This window comes from Shimia sp. R9_1, assembly GCF_017743775.1.
Classification (GTDB): domain Bacteria; phylum Pseudomonadota; class Alphaproteobacteria; order Rhodobacterales; family Rhodobacteraceae; genus Shimia.
Map to the genome: position 1 here is coordinate 109265 of NZ_JAGHRN010000007.1, position 11807 is coordinate 121071.

At 58.2% G+C, this 11807-nt stretch carries 13 protein-coding genes; 6 read left to right on the forward strand and 7 right to left on the reverse strand.

The window, feature by feature from the left end:
* Positions 1–9: 9 nt before the first annotated feature.
* From J7399_RS18780 to J7399_RS18805, 6 genes are all read right to left on the reverse strand, one after another.
* A complete protein-coding gene (locus J7399_RS18780) occupies positions 10–1221 on the reverse strand; it encodes an acetyl-CoA C-acetyltransferase (RefSeq protein WP_209088818.1) in 1212 nt (403 codons plus the stop codon).
* A 24-nt stretch (positions 1222–1245) separates the two neighbouring features.
* Positions 1246–1884: a glutathione S-transferase family protein gene (locus J7399_RS18785; RefSeq protein WP_209088821.1), complete on the reverse strand. Its 639-nt coding sequence runs from the start codon at positions 1882–1884 to the stop codon at positions 1246–1248.
* A gap of 205 nt (positions 1885–2089) precedes the next feature.
* A complete protein-coding gene (locus J7399_RS18790) occupies positions 2090–2302 on the reverse strand; it encodes a hypothetical protein (protein ID WP_209080043.1) in 213 nt (70 codons plus the stop codon).
* A 65-nt stretch (positions 2303–2367) separates the two neighbouring features.
* Positions 2368–4143 carry an acyl-CoA dehydrogenase C-terminal domain-containing protein gene (locus tag J7399_RS18795; protein WP_209088824.1) on the reverse strand — a complete coding sequence of 592 codons (1776 nt, stop codon included), beginning with the start codon at positions 4141–4143 and terminating at the stop codon, positions 2368–2370.
* Between the two features lie 48 nt (positions 4144–4191).
* A complete protein-coding gene (locus J7399_RS18800) occupies positions 4192–4593 on the reverse strand; it encodes a MerR family DNA-binding transcriptional regulator (RefSeq protein WP_209065359.1) in 402 nt (133 codons plus the stop codon).
* Between the two features lie 324 nt (positions 4594–4917).
* A complete protein-coding gene (locus J7399_RS18805; RefSeq protein WP_209065358.1) occupies positions 4918–5298 on the reverse strand; it encodes a MerR family DNA-binding transcriptional regulator in 381 nt (126 codons plus the stop codon).
* Positions 5299–5416: 118 nt separating this feature from the next.
* On the opposite strand from J7399_RS18805, the gene J7399_RS18810 reads away from it, so the two are divergent.
* From J7399_RS18810 to J7399_RS18825, 4 genes are all read left to right on the forward strand, one after another.
* On the forward strand, positions 5417–5839 hold the full coding sequence (locus J7399_RS18810; RefSeq protein WP_209065357.1) for a PaaI family thioesterase: 423 nt from the start codon (positions 5417–5419) through the stop codon (positions 5837–5839).
* The gene (locus J7399_RS18815) at positions 5839–6348 is read left to right on the forward strand and encodes a PaaI family thioesterase (RefSeq protein ID WP_209088827.1); all 510 of its coding nucleotides are present in this window, start codon (positions 5839–5841) and stop codon (positions 6346–6348) included. Before J7399_RS18810 ends, J7399_RS18815 begins: the two co-directional genes overlap by 1 nt.
* Positions 6341–7675 (forward strand): MATE family efflux transporter, encoded by a 1335-nt coding sequence (locus tag J7399_RS18820; RefSeq protein ID WP_209088830.1) that lies wholly within the window; start codon positions 6341–6343, stop codon positions 7673–7675. Before J7399_RS18815 ends, J7399_RS18820 begins: the two co-directional genes overlap by 8 nt.
* Before the next feature lie 154 nt (positions 7676–7829).
* On the forward strand, positions 7830–8993 hold the full coding sequence (locus J7399_RS18825) for an isovaleryl-CoA dehydrogenase (RefSeq protein WP_209088833.1): 1164 nt from the start codon (positions 7830–7832) through the stop codon (positions 8991–8993).
* 107 nt (positions 8994–9100) lie between these two features.
* Here J7399_RS18825 and J7399_RS18830 read toward each other — a convergent pair whose 3' ends face one another.
* The gene (locus J7399_RS18830) at positions 9101–9712 is read right to left on the reverse strand and encodes an OmpW family outer membrane protein (protein WP_209088836.1); all 612 of its coding nucleotides are present in this window, start codon (positions 9710–9712) and stop codon (positions 9101–9103) included.
* Between the two features lie 139 nt (positions 9713–9851).
* Here J7399_RS18830 and J7399_RS18835 point away from each other — a divergent pair, with 139 nt between their 5' ends.
* Both J7399_RS18835 and J7399_RS18840 read left to right on the forward strand, forming a co-directional pair.
* Entirely contained in the window at positions 9852–11456 is a 1605-nt protein-coding gene (locus tag J7399_RS18835) for a carboxyl transferase domain-containing protein (protein WP_209088839.1), read from the forward strand.
* The gene (locus J7399_RS18840; RefSeq protein WP_209088842.1) at positions 11456–11797 is read left to right on the forward strand and encodes a hypothetical protein; all 342 of its coding nucleotides are present in this window, start codon (positions 11456–11458) and stop codon (positions 11795–11797) included. The genes J7399_RS18835 and J7399_RS18840 overlap by 1 nt, the downstream gene beginning before the upstream one ends.
* The last annotated feature ends 10 nt before the right edge of the window (positions 11798–11807 follow it).

Sequence of the window (11807 nt, forward strand, 5' to 3'; positions counted from 1 at the left end):
GTCGGCGGATTACACGCGTTCGATGATGGTGGCTGCACCCATGCCGGAGGCGATGCAGAGCGTGGCGAGGCCAACTTCTTTGTCCTGACGCTCCAGCTCGTCGAGCAGCGTGCCGATGATGATCGCGCCGGTCGCGCCCAGTGGGTGACCCATCGCGATGGAGCCGCCGTTCACGTTCACCAGATCCGGATCCACGTCGAAGGCCTGCTGGAAGCGCAGCACAACGGATGCAAAGGCTTCGTTGACTTCAAACAGGTCGAAGTCGCTGATTTGCATGCCGGAATCCTTCAGGATTTTCTGGGTGGCAGGCACCGGACCGGTCAGCATGATGGTTGGGTCCAGACCGATTTTTGCGGTCTGCTTGATCACGGCGCGCGGCTTGATGCCGTATTTCTCACCGAATTCTTTGTTGCCAATCAGAACGCCAGCAGCCCCGTCCACGATGCCGGAGCTGTTGCCCGCGTGGTGGATGTGGTTGATCTTGTTCAGGTGCGGGTACTTCATGATTGCGAGCTTATCAAAGCCCGGCATCACTTCGCCTTGCTCTTTGAACGCTGGTTTCAGGCCGCCGAGGGACTGCATGTCAGTGCCTGGGCGCATGTATTCGTCGCGGTCCAGAATGGTCAGCCCGTTGATGTCTTTGACAGCCACGATGGATTTGTCAAAACGGCCTTCGTCCCAGGCCTGCGCGGCGCGGCGCTGAGATTCCATCGCCAGCTGGTCCGCCTGCTCGCGGGTGAAGCCGTATTCGGTTGCGATGATGTCTGCAGAGATGCCCTGAGGTACAAAGTAGGTGTTCATCGCCACGGAAGGGTCCACAGCAATCGCGGCACCGTCAGAGCCCATTGGCACGCGGCCCATCATTTCCACACCACCGGCGATATAGGCTTCGCCTGCGCCGCCTTTGATCTGGTTGGCTGCGAGGTTCACAGCTTCCATGCCGGATGCGCAGAAGCGGTTGATCGCCAGACCGGGGATGATCTCATCCAGTTCAGAGGCCAGAACCGCGGTACGGGCCAGACAGCCGCCCTGTTCTTTCACCTGAGTCACGTTGCCCCAGATCACATCCTCGACCGCGTGGCCTTCGAGGTTGTTGCGGGATTTCAGGTTGTTGAGCACGGTGGTTGAGAGGGCAACGGAAGTCACCTCATGCAGGCTGCCGTCTTTGCGGCCCTTGCCGCGCGGGGTGCGCACGGCGTCATAGATATAGGCTTCGGTCATTTTGGTCTCCTATGTCAGGCGAAATCAGGCTCGGTCGCTTGGGCGGCCGGGCATCAGGTCGTAGGGATGTTTCCATCCCGGTGTTTCAGAAATATTGGTCAGCCAACGGTCCATATTGGGCCAGTCGGCGCGATCAAACCCGAAGTTCTCCGGGTAAAACAGATAGCCGCAGCAGGTCATGTCGGCATTGGTCAGGCTGTCGCCGACAATCCAGTCACGTCCCTCAAGATGTTTGTTGAGCACATCATAGGCGCCGGTCAGGCGGCTTTGATTGAAGGCGATCACCTCTTTGGGCTGCTTGTCCGCCGGGATCAGATGCATCAGGAATCGGGTCACTCCGGCCACAGCGCTGAGCTTGTGGTTGTCCCAGAACTGCCAGCGCAGGATCTCGCGGCGTTCCGCAGCATTTTGGCCGCCATGTTTGCCTGATTTTTCAGAGACATAGTCCTGAATAACCGCAGATTGTGTGAGGGTCGTGTCACCGTCCACGAGCACAGGCGCTTCGCCCATCTCGTTCACATTGGCGCGGAAGTCCTCGCCACGTGTCTCTCCTGCGAAGAAGTCGACTTTCACCGGCTCCCAGGCAAGGCCCGACAGCTCCAGCGCCAGCGCGGCCTTGTAGGAATGCCCGGATTCCCCGAAGCAATAGAGTTTGATCGTCATGCCGTCCTCCCCTTGGCATATCGTGAATTGGGGGTTTCACACCCCCAAACCCCCGTGGAGTATTTTTGGCAGAATGAAGGGGAGCGCTTAAGCTGCCTGCGGGGTGGCCCCACTACTTCATTCTGCCAAAAATACTCTCGCCGAAGGCCTTCTTCGGCTTGGCTTGACAACGAGGCTTGCAGATGATGCGCGACAGTTGCTCCCATCACCGTTTTCTCGCATCCAGAGTTGCATTGAACTGGCGCAAGCGATGCGCCAGTTGATCGGTGTCTGTGACCGCGTCAAAATTCTCAAACAGAAAGGACAGCGCCTCGCCTTCATCCAATCCCGCTTCTGCCGCAAAGCTCTTGAGCTTGCGGTAGCCATCCTCGGTCATGGCGACCGGGAAGCGGCGGGTCAGGCGAAAACGTTTGGGCATCTGTTCTCCTTGGAGACGCCAGTGACTGAAGCAGCGGGCGGGGAAGACCCCGCCCAACCAGTGCATCAGAAGTTTTCGGCCGCCAGCGCCATGACGGTGTCACCGCCGGACTGGATGCGCGCCAGATGCATACCGGTCGCAGGCAGACGACGTGCCATGTAGTAGCGGCCGGTGGCAAGCTTGGTTTCATAAAACGCTGCGTCGCCTTCGCCTGCGGCGAGCGCCGCATTGGCCGCTTTTGCCATCTGCGCCCACATCAGGCCGAGGCAAACATGACCAAAGAGATGCATGAAGTCATTGGACCCGGAGAGCGCGTCGTTGGGGTTCTTCATGCCCGTTTGCATGAAGTACATGCCAGCGGCCTGAAGATCCTTGGAAGCGGCTTTCAGCGGCTCAATGAAGTCTTTCAGCGCTTCGTCTTCGCCATTTTCCTTGCAGAAGTTTTTGACGATTTCAAAGAAGGCCATCACGTGCTTGCCGCCATCTGCGGCCAGTTTGCGACCCACAAGATCCAGCGCCTGAACACCGTTTGCGCCTTCATAGATCATGGCGATACGGGCATCACGGGTGAACTGGCTCATGCCCCATTCTTCGATGTAGCCGTGACCACCGTAGACCTGCTGCGCCTTGACGGTCATGTCATAGCCTTCATCGGTCAGGAAGCCTTTGATGACAGGGGTCAGCAGGGAGATCAGGCCATCTGCGTCCTTGTCATTGCTGCGGTGCGCCTTATCGATCATGGTGGCGCCCCAGAGGATGAACGCACGCGCGCCTTCCACAAAGGATTTCTGATCCATCAGGGAGCGGCGAATGTCTGGGTGCACGATCAGCGGATCGGCTGGACCGTCCGGGTTTTTCACGCCGGTCACATCGCGGCCCTGCAGACGGTCTTTGGCATAGATCAGAGCGTTCTGATACGCGGCTTCCGCCTGTGCCAGACCCTGCATGCCCACACCAAGACGCGCTTCGTTCATCATGGTGAACATGGCACGCATGCCTTTGTTCAGATCCCCAATCAGGTAACCTTCGGCTTCGTCATAGTTCAGCACACAGGTGGAGTTGCCGTGGATGCCCATCTTCTCTTCGATGCTGCCCACGGACACGCCATTGCGTGCGCCGATGTTGCCTTCATCGTCCACAAGGAACTTTGGTACGATGAAGAGCGACACACCTTTGATGCCTTCAGGGCCACCAGGCACTTTGGCAAGCACGAGGTGCACGATGTTGTCGGCCATGTCGTGGTCACCGGCTGAGATAAAGATCTTCTGGCCGGAGATTTTATAGGTACCGTTGTCCTGTGGTTCCGCCTTGGTGCGCATCAGGCCCAGATCGGTGCCGCAATGCGGCTCGGTCAGGTTCATGGTGCCTGTCCACTCACAGGAGACCATCTTGGGCAGCCATTTGTTCTTCTGCTCATCGGTGCCGTGGGCAAGGATCGCCGCCGCGGCGCCGTGGGTCAGGCCCTGATACATGGTGAAGGCTTGGTTGGAGGCCGAGAACATCTCGCCAACCGCGGTGCCCAGAACATATGGCATGTTCTGCCCACCGTATTCTTCTGGCATATCAAGGCCGGCCCAACCGCCTTCTTTGACTTGCTCAAACGCATCCTTGAAGCCGGTCGGCGTGTAGACAACGCCGTTTTCCAGCCGGCAGCCTTCATGGTCGCCCACAACGTTCAGTGGCGCCAGCACTTCGCCGGTCAGTTTGCCTGCTTCTTCCAGCACGGCGCTGGTGAAGTCAGCTTCCAGCTCGTTGTAGCCGGGGATGTCGGAACCGGAGACATTTAAAACGTTGTGAAGGACAAACTGAAGGTCTTTCACGGGTGCGGTGTATGTTGGCATTTGGCTCTTCCCTTTGGGTGATCCGATACGGAGGTCTTGGCGGCGCGCTTACTGCGCAGCGTCTTTATGTGTGTCGAGGTCAGCGAGAAATCTCTCGCCCCATTTCAATTGCTCACGCAAATCGTCGATGGCTTCGGTGAGCTCATCACGCTGTTCTTCCATGTCCTGCAGGCGCTGCTGAGCCACTTCATAGGTGCGCTGCAGTTGGGTCGCTTGCTGGTCTCCCATGTCGTAGAGATCCAGAAGTTGGCGGATCTCCTCGAGGGAAAAACCAAAGCGTTTGCCCCGCAGGATCAGCTTCAGGCGTGCGCGGTCACGTTTGGTGAACAGACGTTTCTGGCCTTCTCGAATGGGGAACAACAGTTCCTTGGCTTCGTAAAAGCGCAGAGTGCGAGGTGTTACGTCAAAGGCGTCGCACATCTCGCGGATGGTCATCGTTTCTTCGCTCATAATTGCGTCCTTTCTTGAAGGAAGTTGAGGAACAAAATGGGCTTCGGGAATGGCGATACTATACCACTTGACGTTAACGTAAGTAAGACGTCACGTCATAAATTAAAGTGACGTTAGATCATTTCCGATTTCACGATTTGGTGCGCGCGCGTGGCATCCGATCCGCTCGATTTCGCTCAGGGCGCCGGGTGTTGCGTTGATATTGTGAGCAATTCACATGATCGGCCACACAGGCGATTGAACGCTCGCGCCCAAAAATAAAAGGGCCGCGCGAGTTGCGCAGCCCAAATCATCATGCAGCATGGAGGGGTTAGGCGTCGCGCCTTAACCGTTATCTTTCACAAGAAAAGCGGCGGTCTCATCGCGCAGCTCTTTGAGTTCACGCATCGCCTCTTCCAACGCAAGGCGCTGTTCTTCCAGCTCTGCATACTGGCGGTCCGCCATGTCCACAAAAGCCTGCATCTGCGCCGATGTGCCCTCATGTTCGTAGATCAGAAGCCACTGGCGGATGTCTTCCAATTTGATTCCAAATCGACGGCCACGCATGATCAAAGTCATCCGGGCGACCTCTTTGGGGCCGAAGAAGCGGCTGCGACCGGAGCGCTCAGGATGCAGTAGTTCAATATACTCGTAATATCGAAGCGTGCGCGGGGTCACATCGAACTTGGTGCACATTTCTTTGAAAGATAGGCGAGTATCAGTCATTGGCGTGGTCTCCTTGCGACCGCAAACTTAGTTTGCATCTGCAGCGAGAGCAACCGCCCCCTTGCGGCTGATTGAATTTGCCGCTCATAAATAGTCCGATGATTGCGGGAGGCGGAGCATGAACTCACAAAAGGCAAAGATGGCGGAGCATTTCATAAATGCGATTCCCCATTGTAAAGCGCTCAATATGAAGCTCACGGACATCGGAGATGGCAAAGCGTCCATGGAATTGCCCTATGATTCCAAAATTGTTGGCGATCCCGAAACCGGCGTTTTGCATGGTGGAGCTGTTTCTGCACTGATGGACACCTGCTGCGGTGCAGCGGCGATGTGCCACCCGTCTTCGCCCTCCGGCACAGCCACAATTGATCTGCGCATCGACTACATGCGCGCCGCAACGCCGGGGCAAACAATCCGCACCACGGCGGAGTGCTACCGCATCACGCGCTCGGTCGCCTTTGTGCGCGCCACCGCCACGGATGACGACACAGATCGCCCGGTCGCCACGGCCACTGGTGCCTTTACAGTGGAGCGTAAATGATGACCCGCGCACGACCGGAACCGGTTCAGGTGGTAAAGCAACGCCGTGATGCAGCGCTGAGTGCGCTGGTGCATGGCGTGCCGTACATCAATTTTCTTGGCATCGAATTTGAGCGTCGCGGTGATGAACTCACCGCGATTTTGCCGTTTGACGACAAGCTGATCGGCAATCCGCTACTTCCCGCGATCCATGGCGGGGTCACAGCGGGGTTTCTTGAAACCACAGCCGTGATTGGTCTGGCGTGGTCCGGCCTTTGGGATGACATCGAAAGTGGGCGGATCACCATGGAAGGCCTCACGGAGGGCCATCTGCCGCGCATGCCCAAAACCATTGATTTCACGGTGGACTACCTCCGCTCTGGTCTGCCGCGCGATGCCTATGCGCGGGCGCGGGTGAATAGGTCAGGCCGGCGCTATGCCTCCGTTCATGTCGAAGCCTGGCAGGATCAGCGCGACGTGCTTTTTGCGCAGGCCACCGGGCACTTTCTGATGCCTAAGCGGGATGACTGACAGCGCGCCGTCTGCAGGCGGGGTGGGGGAAATCACCCATCGTCGCATTCTGCACACGGCGCTGCCGATTGTTCTGTCCAATGCCACCGTGCCGATCCTTGGAGCGGTCGACACCGGGGTCGTGGGGCAGATGGGGGAGGCTGCACCCATCGGTGCGGTCGGGATCGGCGCGATCATTCTGGCGGGTCTCTACTGGATCTTTGGGTTTCTGCGGATGGGCACAACGGGCCTGACCGCCAAGGCCATCGGGGCCGGGCGGCAGGGCGAGGTGGCTGCGATGCTCACCCGCGCCGTGATGATCGGTCTTGCGGGTGGCCTGTTAGTGATCTCTGGGCAGGTCTGGCTGTTCCGCGCCGCGTTTTGGCTCTCTCCGGCCTCGCCAGAGGTTGAGGGGCTTGCCCAGCAATACCTGCAAATCCGCGTCTGGTCGGCGCCGGCCGCGATCGCAATCTACGGGCTGACCGGCTGGCTGATCGCGCATGAACGGACCAAGGCTGTTCTGGCGATCCAGCTCTGGATGAACGGGCTCAATATACTGCTCGATTTGTGGTTTGTGCTGGGGCTTGGCTGGGGTGTTGGCGGCGTGGCCACCGCCACAGTGATCGCCGAGGTCACAGGCGCCATGCTGGCGGTGTGGTTGTGTCGGGATGTGTTCCTTAACCCCGCATGGAAAGAGCGCGCACGCATATTTGACGCCGCCGCTTTGCGTGAAATGGCCACGGTCAACCGGGACATCCTGCTGCGTTCTTTGCTCCTGCAGGGCATTTTCATGTCCTTTCTCTTTCTCGGAGCGGACTTTGGCGATGTGACCCTGGCGGCCAATCAGGTGCTTTTGCAGTTTCTGGAGATCACGGCCTACGCGCTGGACGGATTTGCCTTTTCCGTAGAGGCGTTGGTCGGGCAGGCCTTCGGGGCAAAAGACCGGCAAACCCTGCGCAGAGCCTCTGTGATGTCAAGCCTGTGGGGCGTGGTCTGCGTGATCCTTCTGTCGCTCACGTTTGCGCTCACCGGCAGATGGATCATAGATGTGATGACAACCTCACCAGAGGTGCGCGCAGAGGCGCGTATCTATCTGCCGTGGATGGTGTTGGCACCCACACTTGGGGTGGCGGCTTGGATGCTCGATGGGATCTTCATCGGCGCCACGCAAACCCGTGAAATGCGCAATATGATGTTCATCTCGGCATTGGTGTATCTCTGTGCGGTGCTGGTGCTTTTGCCGGGTGTGGCAAACCATGGGCTGTGGCTTGCGCTGCTGATCAGCTTTGTGGCGCGGGGCGTCACCTTGGGACTGCGCTATCCGGCGCTTGAGGCCAAAGCGGCCTGAAGCCTCTGATTTCATTGTCGTAAAACCGCGACGTGCGTTTGGTCGGTCGGATGCGTTTTGCCGCGTTTTGCATGTGTTTTCGAAACCCCCTTGATCCGCTCGGCGAGTCGACGTAATTATATGAACAAGTGTTCAATAATGGGAGGAGGGGCTCATGTTCACGCACACCATGAATTTTGATCTGGGCGAGGACATCAACGCATTGCGCGAGATGGTGCACCGCTTCGCGCAAGAGCGCATCAAGCCTATGGCTGCCGAGATTGATCAGAAAAACGAGTTTCCAAATGAGCTTTGGAAAGAGTTTGGCGAGCTTGGTCTGCTGGGCGTCACCGTGCCGGAGGCCTACGGCGGTGCAGAGATGTCCTATCTGGCCCATGTGATCGTGGTGGAGGAGCTAGCCCGCGCAAGCGCATCGGTGTCGCTGTCCTACGGCGCGCATTCCAACCTCTGCGTCAACCAAATCAAGCTCAACGGCACGGAAGAGCAAAAGCAGAAATACCTGCCGCGCCTGATTTCAGGCGAACATGTCGGGGCGCTGGCGATGTCTGAGCCGTCTGCCGGTTCTGATGTGGTGTCCATGAAGCTGCGTGCTGAGAAGCGCAACGACCGCTACATCCTGAACGGAAACAAATATTGGATCACCAACGGCCCGGATGCCGACACACTTGTGGTCTATGCGAAAACCGATCCGGACGCCGGTCCGCGCGGCATCACCGCCTTCCTCATCGAGAAAGAGATGAAGGGTTTCTCCACCAGCCCGCATTTTGACAAGCTGGGCATGCGTGGCTCCAACACCGCAGAGCTGATTTTTGAAGACTGCGAAGTGCCGTTTGAAAACGTGCTGGGCGAAGAGGGCAAGGGCGTCGCAGTGCTGATGTCAGGGCTGGACTATGAACGTGTGGTGCTTGCGGGCATCGGCACGGGCATCATGGCGGCCTGTCTGGATGAGGTCATGCCCTACATGGTGGAGCGCAAGCAATTTGGCGCCTCCATCGGGAACTTCCAGCTGATGCAGGGCAAGATCGCGGATATGTACACCGCGATGAATTCTGCCCGCGCCTATGTCTATGAGTGCGCGAAAGCTTGTGATCAGGGGCGCATCACCCGTCAGGATGCGGCGGCCTGCTGTCTTTATGCCTCAGAGGTTGCCATGACACAGGCGCATCAGGCTGTGCAGGCCTTTGGCGGCGCAGGGTATCTGTCTGACAATCCGGTGGGCCGTATTTTCCGCGATGCCAAGCTGATGGAAATTGGCGCAGGCACCAGCGAAATCCGCCGTATGCTGATCGGTCGCGAACTCATGACTGCAATGAGCTGATGGTCGGGCGCGCTGCACATCGGGGTCCGCGCAAAGCAAAAGGGCGAACAACCGTTCGCCCTTCGCCAAGCTCTATGCGTCGCTCTGCATGGCAGAGTGTGAAGCGCTCAGAAGCGGTGCACGTAGCTTGCGGAGACCACAATCGGGTCGATTTCCGCTTTGCCGATAGCGCTGCCGTTAAGCGTGACATCGGAATCGATGTCGATCCAGCGCACATTGAAACGCACAGCGCCGCGATCAGAAACCGCATAGTCGACACCTGCGTTCAGCGCGAGGCCCCAGCTGTCATCCAGCTCGAGAGTGCCAAGCGCGGACTCTTCTTCAAAAAAGGTCGTGTAGTTGATACCCACGCCGAAGAACGGGGTGAACTTGCTGTTGGTCGGAATGTGGTAGTTCACGGACAGGGTGGGTGGCAGCTGCTTAACTTTACCCGCGGTTGCGCCACTCGCAAGCGTAACGGTGTGAGAGAAAGGCGTCGCCGCCAGCAGCTCAATACCGATATTGTCGCGGATAAAGTACTCAGCGGTGAAGACAGGACGTGTGTTGCTGTCGATGCTGGAGTCAGAAGTTTCGCCGGCCAGCAGGCCATTGCCGGATTTCGGGTTCACATTGCCAACACCAACACCCACGGTCCAATCACCTTGCGATTGCGCAAAAGCAGGCGCAGAAAATGCGGCCAGAGCGGCTGTCAGAGCCAGCGTGGAAGTCATACGTTTCATGGAGGATCTCATTTCATAGTCGTTATGAGGGGTTATGCGCGCAATGTGACCGACTCGCGGCTCCGCCGCACTGATCTAAATCAAATCCGCGTGAACAGTTGGCGCGGTCTACCTAAGCGACGCCATAACTGGGGGTCATATGAAGCTGCAATCTAAAGTTATCACGGGATCTGAGGATTTTGCCGCCAACCGCGCGGCCCATCTGGACATGCTCCAGACCGTGCAGTCCGCCGCAGAAAAGGCGCGGATGGGCGGCGGGGAGAAATCCCGTGCCCGTCACGAAAGCCGTGGCAAAATGCTCCCACGCCGCCGCGTGGCGGGGCTGCTTGATCCGGGATCGCCCTTTTTGGAAATCGGCGCGACGGCGGCGCATGGCATGTATGATGACGCCGCGCCCAGTGCCGGTGTTGTGGCCGGGATCGGGCGGGTCCATGGCCAGGAAGTCATGGTGGTCTGCAACGATGCCACGGTGAAGGGCGGCACATATTTCCCGATGTCGGTGAAAAAACACCTGCGTGCTCAGGAAATTGCCGAGCAGAACCATTTGCCCTGCGTTTACCTAGTGGACAGCGGCGGCGCCAACCTGCCTCAGCAGGATGAGGTCTTCCCGGATCGGGATCACTTTGGCCGCATCTTCTTCAATCAGGCCAATATGAGCGCAAAGGGCATTCCCCAGATCGCCGTGGTCATGGGTTCCTGCACCGCAGGTGGCGCCTATGTGCCTGCGATGTCGGATGTGACTATCATCGTGAAAGAACAGGGGACAATCTTTCTCGCAGGCCCGCCCTTGGTGAAGGCCGCAACCGGCGAAGTGGTCAGCGCCGAAGATCTTGGCGGCGGTGACATTCACACGCGCCTTTCCGGTGTTGCCGACTATCTGGCAGAGGATGATGCCCACGCACTCGCGCTGGCGCGCGAGTCTCTGAAACATCTCAACCGCACCAAGCCTCAGACCGTGGACTGGGCCAGCCCCGAAGAGCCCGCCTATGACCCGGAGGAGATACTCGGCGTGGTCCCCGGCGGTTTGCGCACGCCTTATGACATTCGCGAGGTCATCGCCCGCGTCGTGGACGGCAGCCGCTTTGATGAGTTCAAGAAACGCTTCGGGGAAACGCTGGTCTGCGGCTTTGCTCATGTGAAGGGCTGCCCTGTGGGCATCATCGCCAACAACGGGGTGCTCTATTCCGAAAGCGCCGCCAAAGGCGCGCATTTTGTGGAACTCTGCTCCCAACGCCATATTCCTCTGGTCTTCTTGCAAAACATCACGGGCTTTATGGTGGGGCAGAAATATGAGGCCGAAGGCATTGCCCGCCATGGAGCCAAGATGGTGACAGCCGTTGCCACCACCAAAGTGCCAAAAATCACCATGTTGGTGGGCGGCTCCTTTGGTGCTGGCAACTACGGCATGGCGGGCCGGGCTTATTCGCCTCGTTTCCTCTGGACGTGGCCCAACTCCCGGATTTCGGTGATGGGCGGCGAGCAGGCCGCAGGCGTGCTGGCGACGGTCAAACGCGACGCGATCGAGCGTCAGGGCGGGGAATGGTCCGCTGAGGAAGAAGCCGCTTTCAAGCAGCCAACCCTTGATATGTTCGAAGAGCAAAGCCACCCGCTCTATGCCTCTGCGCGCCTGTGGGACGACGGCATCGTTGATCCGCGCAAGACCCGCGATGTGCTGCATTTGAGCCTGTCCGCCGCGCTGAATGCCCCGATTGAGGAGACACGTTTCGGCGTGTTTAGGATGTGATGCCTCTCAAAAAGCGCAGAAGCCCTCAAGAAAAGAAAAGCCTGTCTTATGAAAAGGACAGGAGAGACAACTACGGTGAAAACCATAAGGGCTCGCGAAAAAGCGTGCCAAAACGCAAAGCGCTAGCCAATCGGTCATTGCGTAGGGCTGGCGCGACCATGTGGGAACAAAATCCGGAGCAGGGAGAAGACGTTTTCCTGCAAAAATCTTCTAAACGCTTCAAGAAGGCAGCACATCAGCCCCTGGGTGATTTCATTCGCACTAAGGAACAAGCGCGCAAAACGCGATTTGGTGCAAAAGCGCGGCGCCAGATTGAGAAGGCGAAGTTCGGTGACCTTTGAGTTTGGAGTG